The following is a 23038-nucleotide window of genomic DNA, read 5'->3' on the forward strand; positions in this document are numbered from 1 at the left end:
GAGACTTTAAATGCCTTCTTCCGTTCTTGCCGGTATGACCCTTCTTGTTCTAGGGGAAAGCCACATGAGCCTGCCTAACTGTTTGATGGAGCCGCTGCACGCCAACCTGACCCAGCAGGGCGCAAATGTGCACTCGATTGGCGCGTGCGGTGCCGGTGCCGGCGATTGGTTGATTACCAAAAAAGTCGATTGTGGAGCCGAAGAAAAGGGTAACGGTAAAATTGTGATCAGGGGGCGTGACGCGACCACTACGCCGATCAAGGAGTTGCTTGCAGCGGATAAACCGGATCTGGTGGTGCTGGTGATTGCAGACACTATGGCCTCTTACGACAAGCCGGTGTTTCCCAAGGCGTGGGCGTGGCAAAACGTGTCTGCCCTGGCCAAGGAAATTACCGCCAATGGCGCCAAGTGCGCCTGGGTAGGCCCGGCGTGGGGCAAGGAAGGTGGCATGTACAAGAAGAACGATGCCCGCACCAAGCTGATATCTGCGTTCCTGGCGACCAATGTTGCACCTTGTACTTACATCGATTCGCTGGAGTTTTCCAAGCCGGGGCAGTGGGTGACCACTGACGGCCAGCATTTTACTGTAGCGGGTTACAAATCCTGGGCCAACGCCATCGGTGATGCATTGGGCAAGCTGCCCCCTGAAGCGGTCAGTGCCAAGGGTGCAAACAAGTGATCCGAGCTGTATTGAGCGCGGCAGTGTTGTTTTGCAGCGCGCATGCGCTGGCTGCCGACGTTGCGCTGTACCCCACTGGCCCCGATCAGGACGCCGCCTTTATCCGCTTCGTCAACGCCACCGCTACCCCTCTGGACGTAATGGGCCAGCCTGGGCAACCACCGTTGCGCCTTGAAACGGCAGCGCCTGCTTCATTGTTGTTCCCGGTGGATTCGGGCAAGGCCGTCAAGGGCTCGCTGGCCAGTGGAGCGCACCAGTTGGCCCTGGACCTCAAGGTCGAGCCGGGTGAGTTCGCGACCATTGTGGTGGTGCCGCAAGGCGACGGGATCGAACAAGTCGCCGTGCGCGAAACACCGGATGACTTCAACGGCCTCAAGGCTTCGCTGGCGTTTGTCAATGTCGACAACTCCTGCAGCGATGCCAGTCTGCGTCCTGCCGGGCGCACGGGCGATCTGTTCAAGGCGGTACCGTTCGCCAGTCTGCAGCGACGTTCAATCAACCCGGTAAACCTGTCAGTGCAACTGGTATGTGCCAACGCCAACACCGGTGCGCCGTTGGACCTGGGCGCACTCAAGGCTGGCGAACGCTACAGCGTGCTGCTGCTGCCATCTGCCAGCGGGCCGCGTTTGTTGAGTACCACGGACACGCTCTCCCACTGATCGGATTCTGCTGCCACCATGGTCTTCGCCTCACTCGAGTTCCTGACGCTGTTTTTACCGGCCTTTATGCTGGTCTACGCCCTGGGCAAGCCGCAGTGGCGCAACGTGATTCTGTTGATCGGCAGCTGGCTGTTCTATGGCTGGTTGAACCCGATGTTCCTCGCGTTGCATGTGGCATTGACGGTCGTGGCATGGCTTGGCGGGTTGCTCATCGATCGCAGCCGAGAGGACTCCCGGGGCAGGGTGCGGCTGTTGATCGCGCTGATCGTGTTCAACACGGCGGTGCTGTGCTGGTACAAGTACGCCAATATCCTGGCCGCGACCTGGATTGACTGGATCACGTATCCGGGGGCGATGCCGCTGGAATGGCAGCGGGTGGCGCTGCCCGCCGGGCTGTCGTTTATCGTGCTGCAGGCGATTTCCTATCTGGTGGATGTACATCGCCACACCGTGCCGGTGGAGCGCAGCTTCATCAATTACGCCACCTATATCTCGATGTTCGGCCACTCGATTGCGGGGCCGATCATTCGTTATGACTGGGTGCGTCGCGAACTCACCCAACGTTATTTCGACTGGCAGAATTTCTCCCTGGGTGCGCGCCGTTTCATGATCGGCATGTGCATGAAAGTGCTGGTTGCCGACACCCTGTCGCCGCTGGTGGATGTTGCGTTTCACCTCGACAACCCTTCTTTTGTCGACGCCTGGATCGGCTGCCTGGCGTACTCGCTGCAACTGTTTTTCGACTTTGCAGGCTATAGCGCCATGGCCATTGGCCTGGGCCTGATGCTGGGTTTTCATTTCCCGGAAAACTTCAACCAGCCGTATCTGGCCAGCAGCATTCAGGACTTCTGGCGGCGCTGGCACATGTCGTTGTCCAGCTGGCTGCGGGACTATCTTTATATCGCCCTGGGCGGCAACCGCAACGGTGCCTGGAAAACCTATCGCAACCTGTTCCTGACCATGGCCATTGCGGGGCTGTGGCATGGCGGTGACAGCTGGAACTACCTGCTATGGGGCGCGGCCCACGGTATTGCGCTGTGTGTGGACCGGTTGTGGTCGCGTTCCAGCCTGCCGAGCATTCCGTCATGGTTGTCACATACATTGACGCTGCTGTTTGTGTTTATGGCCTGGACCTTGTTCCGCGCTCAGGATTTTGCTTCAGCCCTGAATATGTACGCCGGTCAGTTGGGTTTGCACGAGTTTGCCCTGGGCGACGCGCTGTCCGTGACCCTGCGCTCGGCTCACGGCCTGGCGGCATTGCTGGGGGTGGCGTGCATCATCGCGCCGCTGTTCAAGCACCGGTATGAAGAGCGTTTTGGTGCGCAATTCTGGTTTGCGCCGATGGCGGCGCTGTGGCCAGTCGCGGGTTTTCTGCTGTCGTTCGCCTTGATAGCGAGCCGCGAAGCGGTGCCCTTTCTGTACTTCCAGTTCTGATGGTCGCGCCCATGTCCTCGTCATCGCCCAAACCGGCTGTAGCCACTGAATTCACTGCCCGTGTGAGCAGATTTGGCGGTGCAGTGTTTGTGCTGTTTCTGGCGGCGAGCTTTGCCTCGTCCCTGTGGTTGTTTGCCAGCGGCAAAATACAGATGCTTGCCCCCGACCTGAGCCGTGATGCGGTGCTGCATGGCGAGGTGACCCACAGAATTGCCAAGCAGTTGTCCGAGTCCGGCGTTGCACAAAAGGCGGCCGATCTGGAGCGTGGCGCCAGCTGGTTGCTGTTCCACGACACCGGCGCGCGGGTGCGTCCGGGCTGTGCGGGCTGGCTGTTTTTGACCGATGAAATGCGTATCAACCGTCATGCTCAGGTTAATGCTCAAACCAAGGCTGCAGCGGTGCGCGATATCCAGCAGCAACTGGCCAGACGGGGTATTGAACTGCTGGTGGCCGTGGTGCCGGACAAGAGCCGGATTGCCAGTGCGCAACTCTGTGATTTACGCCGCCCGGTGCAGTTGCAACATCGCGCCGAAGCCTGGGTTGAGGGATTGAACAAGGCAGGGGTGAGCGCTGTGGATCTCGCGCCAGTTCTTCAGTCTGTGGGCAGCGATGCCTATCTGCGCACTGATACCCACTGGAGTGAAGCCGGGGCCTCGGCGGCGGCCATGGCCATTGCCGTGCAGGTACAGGCAATGGGGATCAGCGCCACGCCGCACAAGCTTTATGAAATTGCCCGGCAAGACCCGGCGCGTCGCCCGGGAGATCTGGTGCGACTGGCCGGTCTTGAATGGTTGCCAGTGGGGTTGCAACCCGCAGTAGAATCGGTGGCGGCCAGCCGGTTCAGTGAGAAAGCCGATTTATCCCAAAGGGATGCTGACAACCTGGATGATCTGTTTGGCGATGACAACCTGCCCAACGTTGCCTTGATCGGCACATCGTTCTCGCGCAACTCCAACTTTGCCGAGTTTCTGCAACAGGCCCTTGGCGCACCGATAGGTGACTTTTCCAAGGACGGTGGCGAGTTCTCCGGTGGTGCCAATGGCTACTTCAGCAACCCTGCATTCGTGCAGACACCGCCCAAACTGGTGATCTGGGAAATCCCCGAGCGTGATTTGCAGACGCCTTACAGCGAGCCAATAAAACTGTAACCCGTAGCAACTGCCGCAGGAACGAGGCTGCGTCCGGCGACGCAGTCGCCGCAAAATCAGGCACTGCGGTGTGCCAGGTAAACCCGACTCGCAGGGTTTACGGTCGCTTCGCAACCGAACGCAGCCTCGTTCCTGCGGCAGCTGCTACGGACGGTCAGCCAAGGTGCTAGTCTGGTGATCAGACACCTGCCCATCACGGTCACGCTACCATGCCCGCAAGCCCGTCAACACACTGCGCTACACCCCGGTTCTGGCGGGACGCGCAGTTGCCCTTTATCGAAGCGCGCTCCATCGCCGATGGCCGTAAGGTCTGCTATGCCCGACACTCCCACGAGATTTTCTCCATCGGCGCCATCACCTCCGGCTGCTGCACTTACCTGCATGAGAAAACCAGTCACGGTATCAGCGCCGGCACGGTGGTGTTGATGAACCCGGGAGATGTCCACGCCTGTAATCCGCTGGACGACCAGCCATGGTCCTATGTGATGCTGTATGTCGATGCGCAGTGGCTGGCAGGCATTCAACAGGCGTTTGACGATCAGGCCAGCGGGGTGTTCCAGCCCCTGGCGGCCACCCACACCCGCTCGCCGGGGTTGTTCAATGGCCTGACCGCCCTGTATGCGCAGCTGGTCGACCCGCACCTCGAGGGGCTGGCCAAGCACGAGTCGGCGGTCAAGTTCTTTTCAGCGATGCAACAGGAACTGGGCGGCCCGCTGGTGCTTCGCAAGAGCGCCAATGCACGGGTGGAGCGCGCCGCCAAATTTATCGACGAGCGTTTCCTGCACACCATTCGCCTGCAGGATATCTGTGCCGCCGCCAGCCTGTCGGAGGCTTACCTGATCCGTGCCTTCGAGCAGCGTTACCATATGACGCCCCACGCCTATCTGATCAATCGGCGCATTCAACATGCCCAGGCGCAACTGCGCGAAGGGGCGTTGATCGCCGATATCGCCCAGCAAACCGGTTTTGCCGATCAGGCGCATTTCCAGCGGGTGTTCAAAAAACACCTCGCGGCCACGCCCGGACAGTACAAGGGCTAAAACCACAGCAAGGACACCGCGCAGCCCACCAGCATGGCCGCCATGCCGCGATTGAACAGGCGGATGCGCCGGGTGCTGTGCAGGTAACGGCTCAGAAAGGCGCCGGTGTAGGCCCAGCAAGCCACTGACAGGTAGCAGACTACAAAGTAGATCAGTGCAAATGCCCAGATCAGCGTGGCTTCGCCCCCCGAAACAAACGCGCCCATACCTGCAACCGCCGCCAGCCAGGCTTTGGGGTTGAGCCATTGCATGGCGGCGCCGGTAAAAAACGATGGCTGCCGGGCGTCCCCGCCAAACTCGATGCGGCCGTTATCCATCGCCAGTTTCCAGGCCAGGTACAACAAAAATGCCATGCCGGCCCAGCGGATCAGGTCGGTGAGGATCGGCCACTGCTTGAGCACTTCATGCAGGCCAAAACCGGTAAACAGCAGCAACACCACAAAACCGACGGTGGCCCCCAGCACATGGCGCAGACTGGGCCCCAGGCCGAACTGCATACCCGAACTCAGGGCCACCACATTCACCGGCCCCGGTGAGATGGAGGCTGCCAGGGCGAACGCCGCCATTGAAATCAGCACGCTCATCGTTATTGTTCTCCGCTCCAAGGTTGAGCCCTGAGGTTATGGGGCGCGGACCCAAGCGTATTGAACAAAACTCCCCTGTACGGAGGCATCTTGCGTTTATGAAATTTAATCTGTATTTTTTCATGAAAATAAATGATTTAAATTTCATGGCGGCCCGGGATGAACAAGCAAGAAGAGATGGCCGCCCTGGCCATCCTTATCCACGACCTGCGCAAGCACAAGAAGTACACGCTCAAGGAACTGGCCGATAAAATTGGCCGCTCCGTGGGTTTTTTGTCCCAGGTCGAGCGCGGCCTGTCCCAGCCCACGGTGGCCGACCTGACGGCCATCAGTGAAACCCTGGGTGTGCCCACCACCTATTTCTACAGTTTGCCCAAGCCCAAGCAGTTGCCCTGGGTGACCCGCCCGGACGAGCGACGCACGCTGTACCTGGGCAACGGCATCACCGATATCCTGGTCTCGCCACAAATCCGTGCGTCGTTCTCCATGCTCGAAAGCCTGCTGGAAGCCGGCGCCAGCAGCGGCGAACGGCTTATGACCGACAGCTCGGAGCAGGGCGGCTATGTCATTGAAGGGCAATTGACCCTGTGGCTGGGCGACGACGCTGAGCCTGCCACCCTCAATGCCGGTGACAGTTTCCAGTTCGACAGCCATACGCGCTGTCGCTACGCCAACCTGACACAGCAGCTTGCCCGCGTGCTGTGGGTTTACACCTGATAACAACAAAGGAACCTTGAAGATGGATGCTGCCTGCTCTGATCTGCTGGCCGAAGTGCGTGCGTTTCGTCAGCGCAACCCCGAGGTGCGTTATGTCGACCTGATCTCCCTGGATATCCCCGGGCATTTCTACGGCAAGCGTTACCCCATCGACATGCTGGAAAAAGTCGCGGCCGGCAGCGTCCTGAAACTGCCGCAGAACTGTGTGTTGCTAGGGGTGCAGGGCGGATTGTTCAAGATTGGCGACTATTGTTTCAACGATGGCGACCCGGATGCCGTGCGGCGTCTGGTACCGGGCACGCTCAAGCCGGTGACCTGGGAAGACAAGCCCCTGGGCCAGATGCTGATCACTTCTGACGGCACTGAACAGCCGATCGTCTTCGAGCCCCGCGAAGTCCTGGCCCGGGTGCTGGCCCGGCTGGCGCGCAAAGGCATTCGCCCGGTGGTGGCGTTCGAGCTGGAGTTCTACCTGTTCGACAAGAAGCTGCGCGATGGCTTGCCGCAGTTCCCCCGTGATCACTTGAGCGATGATGCCGACGATCAGCCCACTATGCATATCGAGCGGTTGTCGCGCTTTGCCCCGGTGCTGGATGACATGGTCGATGCGGCCCAGGCCCAAGGGATTGATGCCACCGTGATTACGGCCGAGCTGGGCCCGGGGCAGTTCGAAATCAATTTCGCTCACCTCGATGACGGTTTGCGTGCCGCGGACTGGGCGGCGCTGTTCTGTCGCAGTACCCGCGGGGTGGCGCTCAAGCATGGCTATCGCGCCAGCTTTATGGCCAAACCCTACCTGGAGCACCCGGGCAGCGGCATGCATGTGCATGTCAGTCTGTACGACGCGGGCGGCAACAACTTGCTGGCGGCCAACCAGCAGCAGCCCTTGCGCCACGCTATCGGCGGTTGCCTGGAATTATTGCCGGCGTGCATGCCGATATTTGCACCTAACCACAATGCTTTTCGCCGCCTGGGCGGTACGACCAATATCGCCACCCAGGCCAGTTGGGGGTATGAGGACCGCGATGCGTGCTTGCGTATCCCGGAATCGGACAGTAAAAACCTGCGGGTCGAGTATCGCCTTGCGGGCGCTGATGCCAATCCGTATCTGGTATTGGCGGCGATTCTGGTGGGGCTCGAACACGGGCTGGAAGCGGGCAAGGAGCCGATCCTACCCCTGAACGAAGACCGCAGCAGCGGCATCGCCTTCCCGCTGGACATGCTTGAGGCCGTGCGCGCCATGCAGCACCAGCCGCAGCTGCGTGAAGGGCTGGGCGGCGAATTTGTCGATGTGTACTGCGAGAACAAGCGCCAGGATCATCTGGCCTTTATGCAGGAAATCAGTGCCCGGGAATATCGCTGGTTTATGTAAAAACCCATACAAGAGTTTTTGATCGCAACAATGCCTACTCCTGACAGCAGGTTTTCAGGTGAGAGCTGCTATACCTAATGATCAAATCAGATGCTGGTCAGTCAGGGCGATGAAAAATACAAGGTTCAATAGAGCTGCAACGGCTTTGCCGCTGTTGCTGTTCGTGCAGGTGGCACATGCTGATCAGCCTGCGGACTCACAATGGTTATTGCTGGCCAGCCCCTTTGTCTGGGCGCCCTCCATGAGCGGGCAGGCGGCGCTTGGCGGGGTCAATACCAAGGTTGATGTTCCATTTGCGGATGTCTGGGAAAACCTGAGCACGGTATTTATGGGCAATCTGGAATTGACCAATCGCACACTGGGTTTTTATATCGACGGCGTCCACGCTAAAACCGATCAGTCCGAACGGGTGTACGGGCGCAAGGTGGGCCTGGCGATCACCCAGAGCACCCTGGCTGTCGGCACCTATTACCGGGCCTATGAGTATGAGTTGGGTGGTCAAACGATTTTTGGCGAGCCGCGCACCTGGCGTGTCGAACCTACGATCGGTGTGCGCTGGACCAAGCTGTCAACCAAGCTGGACATTGACTCGCTGGGGTTCAGCACCAAGAAAAAAACCGAGTGGACCGATCCGTTCGTGGGGCTGCGCATGCAGGCTGACCTGACCGACCGCTGGACCCTGTCCGGTGAAACCGACACCGGCGGGCTGGATACCTCCTCAAAGAAAACCTGGAACGCTCAAGGGTATCTGGGCTACCGCATGTACCTGGCCGATCACCCCACGATCATCCGCGTCGGCTATCGGGTTCTGGCGCAAAATTACCGCACCACCGACTTTACCGGCAACAAGTTCAAGTACGACGTGACCCAGCGCGGCCCGGTACTGGGCCTGTCCATGCGCTTCTGACAAGTACCGAGGAGACAAGGGAATGCAACTGCTCAAACACACCCGCAACCTGACGCTGGCCCTGGCGGGCTTTATGCTGGCGCTGCCGGTGGCTACTGCCTGTACCCGCCTGGTGTATCTGGGGGACAACGACAGGGTGATTACGGCGCGTTCGATGGACTGGAAAACCGACGTGGCCACCAACCTGTGGATCTTCCCCCAGGGCATGCAGCGCACAGGTGAAGTAGGGCCGGGGTCGCTGAAGTGGACATCAAAGTACGGCAGCGTGATTGCCAGCGGCTATGACATTTCCACCACCGACGGCGTCAACGAAGCGGGGCTGTCGGCTAACCTGCTGTGGCTGGTCGAGTCCGAGTACCCGCCGGTCAATCAGGGTAAACCGGGGCTGAGCATTGCCGCCTGGGCTCAGTATGTACTGGACAATTTCAGCAGCGTTGCCGAAGCGGTGGCGGTGCTCAAGACTGAACCCTTTACCGTGGTTACCGCCAATGTGCCGGGTGAAAGTCGCCTGGCGACCTTGCATCTTTCAATGTCCGATGCATCGGGTGACAGCGCCATCATTGAGTTTATCGATGGCAAGCAGGTGATCCACCATGATCGCAGCTATCAGGTCATGACCAACTCCCCGGCGTTCGATGCCCAACTGGCCATGAACGCCTACTGGCAAGCCATCGGCGGGACGGTAATGCTACCGGGTACCAATCGCTCGGCGGACCGTTTTGCCCGGGCCTCGTTTTACGTCAATGCGGTGCCGAAAAACCAGGACTCGCGCTTGTCGCTGGCCAGTGTATTCAGCGTGATCCGCAACGTTTCAGTGCCGTATGGCATCACCACTCCCGGCGAGCCGAATATTTCCTCGACGCGCTGGCGCTCGGTAATCGACCACAAGCAGGGGCTGTACTTTTTCGAGTCGGCCATTACACCAAACACCTTCTGGGTGGACTTGAACAAGATCGATTTCACCAGGGCTACAGGCGCGGTCAAAAAACTGGATCTGGGCCCGGACCAAAGCACCATTTACTCCGGGGAGGTTTCAAGCCGCTTCAAGGCCACTCCGGCCTTCAAGTTTGAAGGGGCGTAAGGGGTTAACCCTGTTCGGCTGTGTGCTCCGGAACCAGACGAATTTCTACGCGTTGGCCTAATGCCCGTGCGGCGCTGGCCAGGGTGGCCAGGGTCATGCCTGGGTCATTCTGGTCGAGCGCCCGATCCACCGCCGTGCGGCTGGTATGCATGCGGTCGGCCAGGTTTTTTTTGCTGACGTGCTGCTCTTTCATGGCCTGGGTTATCTGCCAGGCAATAACGCGTTTGAGTGCGGCGGCCGAAACCTCTTCTGCAAGGCCTTGTTCCGAGAGAAAGTCGTCAAAGTCGGAGCCGATATGGTTATTCATGTGCGGTACCTCGTAGTTTTGCATGGCGCTGCCTGGCGGTTTGCAGATCCACCGCCGGGGCTTTCTGACTTTTCTTGATAAATCCGTGAAGCAGGATCATCTGTGAGCCGATTACCGTAAAGATTATACGGGCAATGACGCCATCCAGATCAGAGCGAACTTCCCACAGTTTTGGCTCCAGTTTGCGAACAACCGGCATGCCAATCGGCCAGCCAAGTTGCACGGTCTTAATATCGGTGCCAATCAGTCGTCTTTGCTCGCGCCCAAGGCCGATTAACCATTCGCGAACGGGTTCGTTACCGGCTTCGGTGCGAAAAAAAGCAACCGTCAGGATGGGAGGGATTCCAGTCATGAACTTGAGTGTACCTAAAATGGTACATCTATCAAGCGCGCCTGATCGCCAGATGACCAGTGGCTCAAGCCCGTGCGATCACCTGTCGTGCTTTTAAAACGTCTGCCCCATGGAGAACTGGAACACCTGTGTTTCTGCATCATCCGGTTTGCGGATGGGCAGCGCGAGGTTGACGCTCAGCGGGCCCATCGGGCTGTACCAGGTCACGCCCACCCCTACGGAACTGGCCATCTGGCTGAGGTCCACGCCGTCACAGCCGGTGGTGGTGCTCAGGTAGCATTTGTCCGAGTACACGCTGCCCACATCCCAGAACAGCGAGGTGCGCAGGGATTTGTTGTCCTTGATAAAGGGCATCGGGAACAGGTACTCGACCCCGCCGGTGATCATGATATTGCCGCCTAGCGCCTCGGTGTCGCGGTCGGAGTAGTACGCCTGCCCGGCGCTGCTATAGGTGCCGGTGGCCGGGGTGTTGCGCGGGCCCAGGGTGCCGCTTTCAAAACCGCGCACCGTGCCTTCACCGCCCGCAGTGTAGTTTTCATAGAATGGCAGGCCATCGGTGGAGCCATAGCCGTTGCCGTAGCCCAGCTTGGTGTGAAAGCGCAGTGAGGTGGATGCACTGACGGGCAGGAAGGTCTGGCCGGTGTAGTCGATCTTGTAGAAGCTCAGGTCGCTGCCGGGCACCGTGACCATCAGGTTAAGGTTTTGCGCATAGCCGCGGGTAGCCAGGATGCCCTTGTTCAGGGTCGATTCCGACCAGCCCAGGTTGGCCTTGAAATTGGTAAATTCCTTGCCTTCGCGGTCGATAAAATCATAGATCTCGTCGGCACTGTAGGTGCCGGGCTCGATGCTGTCGTGCTGCGCGGTGAGGCCGAAACTGATCCGTGAGGTTTCATTGATCGGGTAGCCCAGGGTGGCACCGGCGCCATAACTGTTGATCGAGTAGTACGACACGCCATCGTCGTAGTAATCGTTGTAGTCGGTCTTGTTGTAGAACGCGTTGTAGCCAAGGCTGACGCCATCCTTGGTGAAGTACGGATCGGTAAAACCGATGTTGTACTTGCTCTGGTACTCGGAGCGGGTCAGGCCCAGGCTGGCGGAGTTGCCCGTGCCCAGAAAGTTGTTCTGGGTGATAGAACCACCAAGAATCAGGCCGGCACTCTGGGCAAAGCCGACGCTGGCAGTGATCGAGCCGGAAGACTGCTCTTCAACGCTGTAATTGACGTCAACCTGATCGTCGACTCCCGCCACCGCCGGGGTCTCGACGTTGACTTCCTTGAAGTAACCCAGGCGCTCAAGCCGCGTTTTGGACTGGTCGATCAGGTAGGTCGAAGCCCAGCCGCCTTCCATCTGGCGCATCTCTCGGCGCAAGACCTGGTCTTCGGTCTTGGTATTGCCGCGAAAGTTGATGCGGTTGGCATACGCGCGCTTGCCCGGGTCGACCACGAATTCGATATCTACCGTGTTGCCGTCCTTGCTTGGGACCGGCACCGCGTTGACGTTGGCAAAGGTATAGCCTTCGTTGCCCAGGCGGCGGGTGATCAGGTCCGAGGTGGAGGTCATCAGCTTGCGCGAAAATACCTGGCCCTTTTGTACCAGCAGCAAGGCGTGGATCTGATCTTCGGGTACTTTAAGGTCACCGCGCAGCGTAATGTCGCGCACGGTGTATTTGGCGCCTTCGCTGATATTGACGGTAATGAAGACCTGCTTTTTGTCCGGGCTGATCGACACCTGGGTCGACAGGATTTCCATATTGATATAGCCGCGGTCCATGTAGTACGAGCGCAAACGCTCCAGATCGCCGGACAGTTTTTCCCGGGCATACTTGTCATCGTTCTTGAAGAACGACAGCCAGTTGCTGGTCTTGAGGGTGAACTGATCGTCCAGCTCGGCCTGGTCGAAGACGGTATTGCCCACCACATTGATGTGCTTGATCGCGGCCACTTCGCCTTCGTCGATCCTGATCTTGAGGCCGACGCGGTTGCGCGGCTGGGCCACCACCTCGGCGTCCACCGCGGCCGAGTAACGCCCCTGGGCTACGTACTGACGCAGCAGCTCATTGCGTACACCTTCGAGCGTGGCGCGCTGGAACACTTCGCCTTCGGCCAGCCCCGATTGCTTGAGGCCTTTCATCAGGTCATCGGTGGAGATCGCCTTGTTGCCCTCGATGTCGATATTGGCAATGGACGGCCGCTCGACTACGGTGATCACCAGGACGTCGCCGTCGCGGCCCAGCTGAATATCTTGAAAGAATCCGGTCTTGAACAGTGCGCGCGTGGATTCCACCAGTTGCTGGTCATCGACCTGTTCGCCAACGTTCAAGGGCAGGGCACCGAACACGCTGCCGGCGGACACCCGCTGCAGGCCGTTGATACGGATATCGGCAATCTTGAAGCCCTGGGCGTGGGCCAGTGAGGCATTGAGCAGCAGTGCAACCGAGCAGAGCAGGCGCGCAAAATTCATGTAGATCATTTATCCAGGACACATCGACAAACAGCACAAGCAGGCTGGTGGAGGTCCAGCATAAAAGTTCGGGGCGTATGGTGCGGTTAACCGAGTGTCAAGTTAGGTAAAGGTTGGCCGCAGGCAATGACGCTGCGGGCCGCAAGGACGATAATGGGCAGATCCCCCCTTCAAGAGTTCGCCATGATCCGTGTATTGCTCGTCGACGATGACCAGGAACTGACCGGTTTGCTCAGTGAGTATCTGGAGCGCGAAGGCTTTGAAGCGACTGCGGTGCATACCGGCGAGGAGGGCGAGGTGCAGGCGCTGTCCGGGCAATACAGCATTGTGGTGCTGGATGTGATGCTGCCGCGACTGTCGGGGATCGAAGTGCTGCGGCGCATTCGCGCACGCAGTCAGGTGCCGGTGGTGTTGCTCACTGCCCGTGGCGACAACATCGACCGCATCACCGGCCTGGAGCTTGGCGCCGATGACTATGTGCCCAAACCCAGCTCGCCGGGGGAGCTGGTGGCGCGTTTGCGCGCCATCATGCGCCGGGTGCAGCCGGTGGAGCAGGCCACCACCGAGGTGATCAAGACCGGCCCGCTGGTGTTGTGGCCCGGCAAGCGCCAGGCGCTGTGGCAGGGGCGGGAGCTGGGGGTAACCAGCACCGAGTTCAGCCTGCTCGAAGAGCTGGCCCGCAGTGCCGGGCAAGTGGTGAGCAAGCAGGACTTGTCGCTCAATGCCCTGGGCTGCCCGTTGACCCGCTATGACCGGCGTATCGACGTCCATATCAGCAGCATCCGCCAGAAGCTCGGCCCGCGACCAGATGCCAAGGCGTGGATCCAGAGCGTGCGCGGGCTCGGCTATCTGTTGATCGCGGAATGATGAAACCCAGCCGGCTGTTCTGGAAACTGTTCCTGGCCTTCTGGCTGGCCACCAGCCTGACGTTTTTTGTCGGTATCGGCATTATCACCTTGAGCCGCCAGGGCCCTGGCAATCCGCATCTGGATACCATTCTTGAAAGCGAGGAGCAGTTGCTGCGCCAGTTCGGTGTCGAGGCTGGCAAGCAGTTGCTGCAGGTATGGCACCACCCCGATGACGAGGCCATTGCGGTGTATGACAGTGGCGGCCGACTGCTGGCCGGGCTGCCGATCGTGAATCCGGCGTTTGAGCGCACGGTGATCAGCAAGGAAGGCCTCACGCTGTCGCTCAGGTCGACGCGGGTGCCCGGCAATGGCGGTGGTGGGGAGGGCGGACCGGGGCTGATGCCATTGCTTATCGGAACCGTGATGAGCGCGCTGTTCAGCAGCTTTATGGCGTTTTACCTGGCCTGGCCGTTGGCCTATTTGCGTCGGGCGATGAGCGATGTGGCCCAAGGGCGATTCGAAACCCGGGTAAAGCCGTTTATGGGCGCGCGGCGTGATGAAATTGTCGACCTGGCCGAAGACTGCGACCGTATGGCCAACCAACTCAAGCTGCTGGTTGATGCCCAGCAACACTTGTTGCATGACATCTCCCATGAATTGCGTTCGCCCCTGACACGCATGCAGGCCGCCATCGGGTTGTTGCATCAAAACCCGTCCCGCGCCGATATGGTCGAACGCATCGAGCGCGAATCGCAGCGCATGGACACCCTGATCGAAGCCCTGCTGACCCTGGCCCGGGTGCAGGGGCGGCCCGAGAGCATCGCACGCGAGCCGGTGGACATCATCGAGTTGTTGCACTTGATAGTCGAAGACGCGCAGTTCGAAGCGGGCATCAAGGGTTGTCGGGTGATCCTGGAAGGGTGCCCGTCCTTTGTCAGCCGGGTCAGTGGCGAGTTGTTGTATCGCTGCTTTGAGAACGTGATCCGCAATGCAGTGCGCCATACCCGTGCCGACAGCACGGTGCTGGTAATGGCTGAAGCCAGCCCGGCGGGCCACTGCCTGACAGTACGGATCAGCGATCAGGGTCCGGGTGTTGAAGAATCGCGGTTGCAGCGGATTTTCGACCCGTTTGAGCGGGGTGTCAGTGAGACGGGTAGCGGTTTTGGCCTGGGTCTGGCGATTGCTTCAAGGGCGGTGGAAATGCACGGCGGCAGCATCAAGGCGAGCAACCTTGCGAGCGGCGGCTTGAGCGTGGCAATCACCTTGCCGCTGTAGATACTCTGTTGCAGGACAAGCCCTATTGTGGGAGCGAGCCTGCTCGCGAACGACCTTCGCGAGCAGGCTCGCTCCCACAGTTGCAGTGTTCCTGTAGATGCTACGGGATCGCCGGGGATCTTTACACGAAATTACATTGCCTTGACGGCCCTGTACGCCATGCCCCCGTAGACTTTACCGCTCAATATCGAGCGGAGTTGGGCATGTTTCTGGTGCATAAAAAAGGGTTCGTTGCCGGCAAGAAAATGGTTGATGGCCTGGTGCCTTATGACTTTTTTTGCGAGGACAATCCGGCCATCAATCTGTTTGTGTTTACCGGTGCTGGCGCGTTGGGCAAACCGGTAGAAGAGCAGACGCTATGGGGCTTTACCCGCCTTGAACGCTTTGAAGCGCTGAGCAGTACCCTGGTCGCCAACAAAAAGAACCAGGGCTGGTTTCAAAGCGTCAATGTGCTCACCGGGCCCGCACAGAACGGCACCCAGACAGTAAAGTTCCAGCGGGTGCTGAAGATCATCAAGCATGTCAGCGTCAACAATCGCGTAGCCAGCAAGGCGGGCTACGAGATCCTGACCGAAGAGGGCGACACCTACTTCACCCTCAGGCATGCAGCCGGGCATAGCGCCCAGACCGTGATTTACGCCGCCGATCAGTGACCCAGCGGATTGCGGCTGTGGCTGCCGTTGACCAGACGCTCGATACCCAGCGGGTTGGCGTTTTTCAGCGCATCCGGCAGCAGGCTGTCAGGGTAGTTCTGGTAGCACACCGGGCGCAGGAAACGGTCGATGGCCAGGGTGCCGACCGAGGTGCCACGGGCATCTGACGTCGCCGGGTAAGGCCCGCCATGCACCATCGCGTCACACACCTCGACACCGGTAGGGTAGCCATTGAGCAGCAGGCGCCCGGCCTTGTGCTCCAGCACGGGCACCACCTCGGCGAAGGCTTCAAGGTCGCCAGGTTCAGCAATCAGCGTAGCTGTCAGCTGCCCATGCAGGCTGTGCAGCGCTTGCAGCAACTGCGCCTTGTCCGCGACCTCGACCACCAGGGTGGTTGGCCCGAAGACTTCCTCCTGCAACACCTCGGCACCACCGATCAACAGGCTGGCACTGGCCTGGAACAACTGCGGGCTGGCCTGGTTGCCCTGTTGCGGCGCACCGGCAAGGTGGCGGATGCCATCGACCTGGGCCAGACGCTGGATGCCTTTGCTGTAACTGGCCAGGCCCCCGGCGTTGAGCAGTGTTTGCGCCGGTTGAGCACTGAAGAACTGGCCAAGCGCGGCGACAAAGGCGCTGAATTCAGGGGAGCGGATACCCAGTACCAGACCGGGACTGGTACAGAACTGCCCGGCGCCAAGCATCACCGAACTGCCCAGCTCCTGTGCGATCTGCTCGCCACGCTTGAGCAGTGCCTGGGGTAATACCAGCACCGGGTTGATGCTCGACATCTCGGCAAACACCGGGATTGGCTGGGGTCTGGCGGCGGCCATATCGCACAGGGCACGGCCACCGGACAACGAACCGGTAAAGCCGACGGCCTGAATGGCCGGGTGCTTGACCAGTGCTGCGCCCACACCCGCGCCGAAGATCATATTGAATACACCGGCGGGCATGTCGGTGCGCTCGGCAGCGCGCACTATGGCCAGGGCAACTTGCTCAGCAGTTGCCATATGCCCGCTGTGTGCCTTGAACACCACCGGGCAACCTGCGGCCAGTGCCGAAGCGGTATCACCGCCAGCGGTGGAGAACGCCAGCGGGAAGTTGCTGGCGCCAAACACGGCCACCGGGCCCACGCCGATGCGGCATTGACGCAGATCTGCGCGCGGCAGGGGCTGACGGTCCGGTAGCGCCTGATCGATGCGTGCGCCATAAAAATCGCCGCGCCGCAGTACGTTGGCGAACAGACGCATCTGCCCGCTGGTGCGTCCCCGCTCGCCCTGGATCCGGGCGGCAAGCAGGGCGGTTTCGCGACAGACGATGGCAACAAAGTCGTCACCCAGCGCGTCTATTTCTTCGGCGATAGCTTCCAGAAACTCGGCCCGGCGTGTGGCCGGCAAACTGCGAAAGGCCGGGAAGGCGGTATTGGCCGCGCTGACAGCGGCATCCACTTCGGTTTCGGTGGCCTGCACAAACGCGTATGGCAATGCCTCGCCAGTACTGGCATCCACGCTGTACAGGTGAACGGTGCCGGCGCCGCTGCGCTGACCGCCAATAAAGTTCTGGCCGGTGATGGGGAACATAGGGATTTCCTTTAGGTGGGAAGGCAGAGACGCGCTGTTGCGAGACGAATCATGTCGCCGCTGACGAGCGCAGCGAGGCTGCGGCAAGGCCCGAAGGGCCTTGAACAGGCAGGGGCCGCTAGCAGCCTCGCTGCGCTCGTCAGCGGCTACAGGGGATTGCCACCCAAGTACAGGCAGTGGCAGCGTTTTCGCCGCCTATTGTCGTTATAAGTTGCACCGCAGTTATCCCGATAGCGAGCCATAAGGGCTCTTTCAGGCGACCACTGTAGGTTTTGTCGGGGGCACTGCCCAATGACGAATATTGATTGGCCGATAACCAGCGCTCATCCCTCAGGCGCGCGCGGCATCCCAAGTGCTCATCACCTGGGTGATCGCAGCGTCCAGTACGGCATGGGCTACACCATCCCGAGCCAGGGTGGTCAGGCCCAGCAGAAAACTCTCGAACACCGTGGCCAGCGCTCGCGGATCAGTCTGGGCGGCAAGCTCACCCTCGCGGATGGCGCGCTCGACACAAGCCATAAACCCGGCCCGGTTACGCGCCCTCGCTTCGGCCAGAGGGGCGCTTATCGCCACCGCTTGAGCTGAACTGGCACTCATCAGCCCCAGAGCGACCAGACAACCCCGTGGGTGACCCGGCTCACATTGCATTTTGGCGGAGCTGCGCAACGTTCGCTCGATCGCTTCGCGTGGGGGCAGGTGAGTGTCGAACAGGCTTTCGGTGACCCTGCCATGGCTGTTCAGGTAGCGCGTCATGACCTCTTTGAACAGCGCCTCCTTGGAGCCGAAAGCTGCGTAAAAGCTGGGCGCGGAAATGCCTGAGCCCATATTGGCCTTGAGCTGGCTCAGCGATGTCGAGTCATAACCGTGCTCCCAGAACAGGTGCATGGCCTGGGTGATTGCCGCGTCCCGATCAAATGTGCGCGGGCGTCCCATCTGTGCCATTTGAGTCTCCTTCGTAGCGAGATATAAATACTAGTCGATACAAAAGTCATTGACCAATATTTCCCGTCGCCCTACATTTGTATCTATCGATACATAACTAGCAGGAGCAGGGCATCCATGGGCAAAGAGCAAAACACCACTGAGCGATTACCCATGGGCGCGCTGCTGGCGCTGGCCATGACCGGTTTTATTTGCATTGTTACCGAGACCTTACCCGCAGGCCTGTTGCCGCAAATCAGCAGCGGCCTGCAAGTGTCATCGGCGCTGGCGGGGCAGATGGTTACGGTCTACGCGCTGGGCTCCCTGCTGGCGGCGATCCCGTTGACCATCGCGACCCAGGGCTGGCGGCGTCGCAACGTACTGCTGCTGACGATTGTCGGGTTTCTGCTGTTCAATTCGATTACCGCGTGGTCGTCTCAGTACGGCGTGACCCTGATTGCACGTTTTTTTGCCGGCGCATCAGCCGGGTTGGCCTGGAGCCTGCTGGCAGGTTATGCGCGGCGCATGGTTGCCCCGCAGTTGCAGGGCCGGGCCATGGCGGTGGCGATGGTGGGCACGCCGATTGCCCTGTCACTGGGTGTGCCATTGGGCACCTGGCTGGGTGCGCTGGTAGGGTGGCGTACGGCATTTGGCCTGATGTCGGCCTTGACCCTGGTGCTGATGGCCTGGGTAGTGCTCAAGGTGCCTGATTACCCAGGGCAGTCTGCTTCGCAACGTATCGGCTTGCGACAGGTGCTGCTGACACCGGGAGTGCGCTCCGTGCTTGCCGTGGTACTGACCTGGATGCTGGCGCACAACATGCTCTACACCTATATCGCGCCTTTCGTGGCATCGGCGGGCCTTGCCGATAAGGTCGATATTGTGTTGCTGGTCTTCGGATTGGCGGCGCTGCTGGGAATCTGGCTGACCGGGCGACTGGTAGACCGGCATCTGCGCAAGGCAGTCATGGCTTGCCTGGCGACATTTGCTGCGATTTCGCTGCTGTTCGGTTTCTTCTCGCAGTCGGTGGCTGTCGTATATGCAGGGATTTTTGTTTGGGGGTTGTCCTTCGGCGGTGCCGCCACCCTGCTGCAAACCGCTCTGGCCGATGCGGCAGGCGAGGGCGCCGATGTTGCGTTGTCGATGAACGTGGTGGTGTGGAACAGCGCCATTGCCGCGGGGGCATTGACCGGTGGCATATTGCTCGATCAATTCGGGGTGAACGTCTTCCCCTGGGTGTTGCTGGTGTTGTTGCTGGTCGGGCTGGGGATCGTGTTCAGTGCCCGTGCCCATGGTTTCCCGCAAGGGCACCGGCAGGCGGGGGCGGCGGTTGTCGGTCATTAGGCCGATAGCCGTGTTGGTCAGGCAGCGACTACCAATCGTGCCCGGTTTCCAACGCGTTATCAGCTGACCTGGCCACCACCTTCAAGTACATCATCTTCGGTATTCAGGGCCGTGATTACGGCGATGCGCAACCCTTCCACCTGGGTGGCCAGTGCCATGGACGGGCCACCAGCCACCACCGCCTGTTCCGGCAGAGGCGGGACGTGGATAAAACCACCGCGTACGCCGGTCCCGGCCAATGCATGCTGTAGGCAATAGAACACCTGATTGCAGACAAAGGTGCCCGCCGTATGGGAAACCGACGCGGGAATCCCGCCGGCCCTGATCGCCCGCACCATTGCCTTGAGCGGCAAGGTACTGAAATACGCCGCTGGCCCTTGCGCCACCACGGGTGTATCGATCGGCTGATAGCCAAGGTTGTCAGGGATGCGGGCGTCGTTGATATTGATCGCTACCCGCTCGATGCAGATGTCCGTGCGACCGGGGCCAAGCCCGACGGCGATCACCAGCGTCGGGGTGAACTCCTGCAGAAGTTGGCTCAGTCGCTCGGGCGCTCCGGCGAACGTACAGGGCAACTGACGGGCGATGATCTGCATATCGCCCTGCAAGGTGCCGTCCAGAAGGCGTACGGCCTCCCAGGACGGGTTGACGGTGTCTTGGTCGAACGGTTCGAAACCGGTCAGCAGTACAGTGCGCATGCTGTTCTCACATCAGTACGTAAAGAAGCACGATATTGACCACCAGCATCATCAGAGCGGTGGGCATTTGAGCCTTGATCACGGCGTATTTGTCCGGCAGCTCCAGCAGGGCCACGGGCACGATATTGAAGTTGGCTGCCATTGGCGTCATCAGCGTGCCGCAGTAGCCGGAAAACATGCCGATTGCCGCCATGACAGCCGGGTTGGCATCGTAGATGCCGACCAGTACCGGCACGCCGACCCCGCCGGTCATGACCGGGAATGCAGCAAAACCGTTGCCCATGATGACCGTGAACAGCGCCATGCCCAGCACGTAGACCATCACCGCTACCAGGCGATAGTCCATGTTGATATAAGCGGTGGTGACATGAGCAACGGCGGTACCGACCCCGGCGTCATTGAACAGCAGGCCAAGCATGGCCAGCATTTGCGGCAGCACCATGGTCCAGCCCAGGGCTTCGGTCAGGCGGCGCGATTCACGCAGGCCTTGCAGCGGCGTATCACGGGTCAGGATGCAGGCCAGAACCAGGGCCACCATGCAGCCGATGCCCAGGGACACGAACGTGGTGTTTTTCGGGTCAAGCAGCGGTACGCCACCGATCTGGGTGTTTTTCAGCAGGATCGAACCGATCACGGTCACCAGCGGAATCGACAGGGCCGGGATAAACAGCTTGTGCCCCAGACGGCCAGCACTGGCCCGTGCAGCCTTGACATGCAACTCGGCGTGGGTGCCTCGGCCAACACCGCCAATGCCGGCAATGCCGGCCATGACCAGCACGCCAATACCTACCACGAACGGCGAAAGGCGATCGCCAATCAGGAACACCATGGCGAACAACGCCCAGAACAGGCCACTGGTCCAGCGTTTGGGGTGGGTGCGGTCTGTCAGGATCATGCCCGCGGTGATCAGCAGCAGCACTCCCGCCAGCCAGTAGAAGTACTCAATAGAAATAATCATCGTGCCAGCTCCTGAGCTGCGTCAACTTCTTCCCGGGCAACTTCGGCCATGCTGCGCTCCAGCATCAGGTCAAAGCGATACAGGCGCAGGGCATGCACGATAAAGGCGCAAATCGCCGTCGGAATTCCCCAGAAAGCGATGTGCAGCGGCTCGACATCAAGCCCCGAACCCAGCAGGAAGGTGTGCATCAGTGCGATTGCGCCGAAGGCCACAAACACGTCTTCACCAAAAAACAAGCCGATGTTGTCGGTGGCGGCACACATGGCCAGGACTTTCTGCCGCACAGGAGCAGGCAGCTTGCCGTACTTGTTCTCGGCTGCGCCCTCGGCCATCGGGGCCAGCAGCGGGCGGACCATTTGCGGATGCCCGCCCAGACTGGTCAGGCCTACAGCAGCGGTGGTCTCACGCACGAACAGGTACATAATCAGCAACCGGCCGACCGTTGCGCGCTGGAAGCTGGCGATCCAGTTTTGCGCGTGCAGACGCAGGCCGTGACGCTCCAGCAGGCCGATCACGGCCAGGGGCAGCAGCAGAATCAATTGCAGGGCGCGGGTTTGCAGGAAGCCTTCACCCATTTCACTGATGATTTTTTCCAGCGGGAAGTTGGCCGCAAGGCCGGTGACGATAGCCGCCGCGCTGACCACCAACAGTGGGTTAAAGCGCAGCACAAAGCCGATGATGATGACGAACACGCCAATCAAGGGCCAAAGGTTTACGACGGTTTGCATGAGGGGGCAATCCCTTTAGCTGATTGCCGCAGCACCAGGGCAGGCTGGCGTGGGCAAGTCGAAAGCGGTCAGGCACACTTTCGAAAAATCGGTACGCTGCCGGACTCAGCGTGTTTTTTTATTGTTGAGGCCCTATGGGCCTCATTGCCCGATATGGTTGGTGGCTTTGGGTTGTGCGTCCAGTCAATAAAAGTTGTCACCACCGAACAGAAAAGTTTTATCAATCACCGACTTAAGCCGACTGGCCTGTCCCTGCGGCAAGGGTTTACAGTGCTGCCCTGGTTTTGATTGGGTGGGGCGTCCTGTATGAACATGCGATTTCTTCTGACATTCGTCTGGGTAGCGCGCCTTGGCAGTTTTCGGCTGACCGCCGAAAAGTTATCCAGTACCCAGGCAGCGATTTCGAGCCGCATTTCAGTCCTCGAAACCGAGCTTGGCGTGCAGTTGTTCCAGCGCGATTCCCGTGGCGTCAACCTCACCCGTGAAGGCCATCAGGTGCTGGGTTACGCCGAAGAAATGCTGGCCACCCAGCAACGCCTTCTGCAATCGCTGGGGCAGGCGGACAGGTTTGCCGGGCGCCTGCGCATCGGCGTGATGGACACGGTTATCCATAGCTGGCTGAGCGATCTGATCAGTGCGCTGAGCCGCGATTACCCCCAGGTAGAGGTTGAACTGACCGCCGATACGGCGCTGAACCTTAATGAACAATTGCTTAAAGGTCAGCTGGATCTGATTTTTCAGACGGATTTATTGCGTGCCGACGGCGTGCGCAATGTACAGCTGGCCAGTTACCCGTTGAGTTGGATTGTGGCCAGGGACGCAGCCCTGAACCGCAGCTACCGTGACCTGGCGGATCTTTGCGAGGAGCGCTTGCTGACCTTTTCACGCTTGTCGCGGCCGCATCAGGACATGCTCAATTTTCTGCACCAGCACGATATTGCCGCGCCACGCATCAGTTGCATCAACTCGGTGGCGGCGATTATCAAACTGGTGGCGGACGGCTTTGGCATCGGTGCCCTGCCGCCGGTACTGGTCAGCCGCGAACTGCAGAGCGGGGCCATGATTGCGTTGCCGATCGAGACTGCACCGGGCTTTGCGGTATACGCCAGTTGGCGCACGGGGGCGGGGCTGGAGCTGAATGAGGCGGTGGTCAACCTGAGTCAGGCGGTTGTTGCCGAGTACCAACACAGCGTTGAGCCTGGGCATTTTGTGCTGCCGGGCATCTGATCCGTATTTTTTCGCGTTATCTGCACCTGTTATGTGTGCAGTTTGCGGCGCAAAATTTCCTCCAACCTT

23 protein-coding genes are annotated in these 23038 nt (G+C 59.9%); 14 read left to right on the forward strand and 9 right to left on the reverse strand.

Annotation, left to right across the window (positions count from 1 at the left end):
- Window positions 1-10: 10 nt before the first annotated feature.
- The 5 genes from V6L81_RS12120 to V6L81_RS12140 all read left to right on the forward strand — a co-directional run bounded on the left by V6L81_RS12120 (window position 11) and on the right by V6L81_RS12140 (window position 4960).
- Window positions 11-679 carry an SGNH/GDSL hydrolase family protein gene (locus V6L81_RS12120; RefSeq protein ID WP_095025060.1) on the forward strand — a complete coding sequence of 223 codons (669 nt, stop codon included), beginning with the start codon at window positions 11-13 and terminating at the stop codon, window positions 677-679.
- Window positions 676-1338: an alginate O-acetyltransferase AlgF gene (locus V6L81_RS12125; RefSeq protein WP_338659952.1), complete on the forward strand. Its 663-nt coding sequence runs from the start codon at window positions 676-678 to the stop codon at window positions 1336-1338. The genes V6L81_RS12120 and V6L81_RS12125 overlap by 4 nt, the downstream gene beginning before the upstream one ends.
- An 18-nt stretch (window positions 1339-1356) precedes the next feature.
- Complete coding sequence (locus V6L81_RS12130; RefSeq protein WP_338659953.1) at window positions 1357-2772, forward strand: MBOAT family O-acyltransferase; 1416 nt, start codon at window positions 1357-1359, stop codon at window positions 2770-2772.
- Between the two features lie 11 nt (window positions 2773-2783).
- Window positions 2784-3920 (forward strand): alginate O-acetyltransferase AlgX-related protein, encoded by a 1137-nt coding sequence (locus V6L81_RS12135; protein ID WP_338659954.1) that lies wholly within the window; start codon window positions 2784-2786, stop codon window positions 3918-3920.
- Window positions 3921-4129: 209 nt separating this feature from the next.
- Window positions 4130-4960, forward strand: coding sequence for an AraC family transcriptional regulator (locus V6L81_RS12140; RefSeq protein WP_095002327.1), 831 nt, complete (start codon window positions 4130-4132; stop codon window positions 4958-4960).
- Here the strand turns inward: V6L81_RS12140 and V6L81_RS12145 are convergent.
- The gene (locus tag V6L81_RS12145; RefSeq protein WP_095026980.1) at window positions 4957-5544 is read right to left on the reverse strand and encodes a LysE family translocator; all 588 of its coding nucleotides are present in this window, start codon (window positions 5542-5544) and stop codon (window positions 4957-4959) included. The genes V6L81_RS12140 and V6L81_RS12145 overlap by 4 nt on opposite strands.
- A gap of 159 nt (window positions 5545-5703) precedes the next feature.
- On the opposite strand from V6L81_RS12145, the gene V6L81_RS12150 reads away from it, so the two are divergent.
- From V6L81_RS12150 to V6L81_RS12165, 4 genes are all read left to right on the forward strand, one after another.
- Window positions 5704-6261 (forward strand): helix-turn-helix domain-containing protein, encoded by a 558-nt coding sequence (locus V6L81_RS12150; protein WP_095002329.1) that lies wholly within the window; start codon window positions 5704-5706, stop codon window positions 6259-6261.
- Between the two features lie 22 nt (window positions 6262-6283).
- On the forward strand, window positions 6284-7630 hold the full coding sequence (locus V6L81_RS12155; RefSeq protein WP_095002330.1) for a glutamine synthetase family protein: 1347 nt from the start codon (window positions 6284-6286) through the stop codon (window positions 7628-7630).
- Window positions 7631-7775: 145 nt separating this feature from the next.
- Complete coding sequence (locus V6L81_RS12160; protein WP_095002331.1) at window positions 7776-8537, forward strand: hypothetical protein; 762 nt, start codon at window positions 7776-7778, stop codon at window positions 8535-8537.
- Between the two features lie 22 nt (window positions 8538-8559).
- Complete coding sequence (locus tag V6L81_RS12165) at window positions 8560-9618, forward strand: linear amide C-N hydrolase (protein WP_095031856.1); 1059 nt, start codon at window positions 8560-8562, stop codon at window positions 9616-9618.
- Window positions 9619-9622: 4 nt separating this feature from the next.
- On the opposite strand, the gene V6L81_RS12170 is transcribed toward V6L81_RS12165, so the two are convergent.
- The 3 genes from V6L81_RS12170 to bamA form a co-directional block, all read right to left on the reverse strand.
- Window positions 9623-9925 carry an XRE family transcriptional regulator gene (locus tag V6L81_RS12170; protein ID WP_165484571.1) on the reverse strand — a complete coding sequence of 101 codons (303 nt, stop codon included), beginning with the start codon at window positions 9923-9925 and terminating at the stop codon, window positions 9623-9625.
- Complete coding sequence (locus tag V6L81_RS12175; protein ID WP_095002334.1) at window positions 9918-10277, reverse strand: type II toxin-antitoxin system RelE/ParE family toxin; 360 nt, start codon at window positions 10275-10277, stop codon at window positions 9918-9920. Before V6L81_RS12175 ends, V6L81_RS12170 begins: the two co-directional genes overlap by 8 nt.
- A 93-nt stretch (window positions 10278-10370) precedes the next feature.
- On the reverse strand, window positions 10371-12737 hold the full coding sequence (bamA, locus tag V6L81_RS12180) for an outer membrane protein assembly factor BamA (protein ID WP_338659955.1): 2367 nt from the start codon (window positions 12735-12737) through the stop codon (window positions 10371-10373).
- A 183-nt stretch (window positions 12738-12920) separates the two neighbouring features.
- On the opposite strand from bamA, the gene V6L81_RS12185 reads away from it, so the two are divergent.
- From V6L81_RS12185 to V6L81_RS12195, 3 genes are all read left to right on the forward strand, one after another.
- Window positions 12921-13604, forward strand: coding sequence for a response regulator transcription factor (locus tag V6L81_RS12185; RefSeq protein ID WP_095028232.1), 684 nt, complete (start codon window positions 12921-12923; stop codon window positions 13602-13604).
- Complete coding sequence (locus tag V6L81_RS12190; protein WP_338659956.1) at window positions 13601-14860, forward strand: ATP-binding protein; 1260 nt, start codon at window positions 13601-13603, stop codon at window positions 14858-14860. Before V6L81_RS12185 ends, V6L81_RS12190 begins: the two co-directional genes overlap by 4 nt.
- A gap of 203 nt (window positions 14861-15063) precedes the next feature.
- Window positions 15064-15513, forward strand: coding sequence for a hypothetical protein (locus V6L81_RS12195; protein WP_095002338.1), 450 nt, complete (start codon window positions 15064-15066; stop codon window positions 15511-15513).
- Here V6L81_RS12195 and V6L81_RS12200 read toward each other — a convergent pair.
- Together V6L81_RS12200 and V6L81_RS12205 are read right to left on the reverse strand one after the other, a co-directional pair.
- Entirely contained in the window at window positions 15507-17093 is a 1587-nt protein-coding gene (locus V6L81_RS12200) for an aldehyde dehydrogenase (NADP(+)) (protein WP_338659957.1), read from the reverse strand. The genes V6L81_RS12195 and V6L81_RS12200 overlap by 7 nt on opposite strands.
- Before the next feature lie 330 nt (window positions 17094-17423).
- Window positions 17424-18035, reverse strand: a complete 612-nt coding sequence (locus tag V6L81_RS12205; protein WP_095018821.1) for a TetR/AcrR family transcriptional regulator — start codon at window positions 18033-18035, stop codon at window positions 17424-17426.
- A gap of 117 nt (window positions 18036-18152) precedes the next feature.
- Here V6L81_RS12205 and V6L81_RS12210 point away from each other — a divergent pair, with 117 nt between their 5' ends.
- Window positions 18153-19358, forward strand: a complete 1206-nt coding sequence (locus V6L81_RS12210) for an MFS transporter (protein WP_095002341.1) — start codon at window positions 18153-18155, stop codon at window positions 19356-19358.
- 59 nt (window positions 19359-19417) lie between these two features.
- On the opposite strand, the gene pcp is transcribed toward V6L81_RS12210, so the two are convergent.
- Genes pcp through V6L81_RS12225 form a run of 3 tightly spaced genes read right to left on the reverse strand, consistent with a single transcriptional unit; the run spans window position 19418 to window position 21742 of the window.
- The gene (gene pcp / locus V6L81_RS12215) at window positions 19418-20056 is read right to left on the reverse strand and encodes a pyroglutamyl-peptidase I (protein ID WP_095031859.1); all 639 of its coding nucleotides are present in this window, start codon (window positions 20054-20056) and stop codon (window positions 19418-19420) included.
- Window positions 20057-20063: 7 nt separating this feature from the next.
- Window positions 20064-21014 carry a DUF979 domain-containing protein gene (locus V6L81_RS12220; protein ID WP_095002343.1) on the reverse strand — a complete coding sequence of 317 codons (951 nt, stop codon included), beginning with the start codon at window positions 21012-21014 and terminating at the stop codon, window positions 20064-20066.
- The gene (locus V6L81_RS12225; protein ID WP_095002344.1) at window positions 21011-21742 is read right to left on the reverse strand and encodes a DUF969 domain-containing protein; all 732 of its coding nucleotides are present in this window, start codon (window positions 21740-21742) and stop codon (window positions 21011-21013) included. The genes V6L81_RS12220 and V6L81_RS12225 overlap by 4 nt, the downstream gene beginning before the upstream one ends.
- Window positions 21743-22048: 306 nt before the next feature.
- On the opposite strand from V6L81_RS12225, the gene V6L81_RS12230 reads away from it, so the two are divergent.
- Window positions 22049-22969, forward strand: coding sequence for a LysR family transcriptional regulator (locus V6L81_RS12230; protein WP_095002345.1), 921 nt, complete (start codon window positions 22049-22051; stop codon window positions 22967-22969).
- Window positions 22970-23038 lie beyond the last annotated feature (69 nt).

The sequence above is a fragment of the Pseudomonas bubulae genome (assembly GCF_037023725.1).
In the GTDB taxonomy this organism is placed as follows: domain Bacteria; phylum Pseudomonadota; class Gammaproteobacteria; order Pseudomonadales; family Pseudomonadaceae; genus Aquipseudomonas; species Aquipseudomonas bubulae.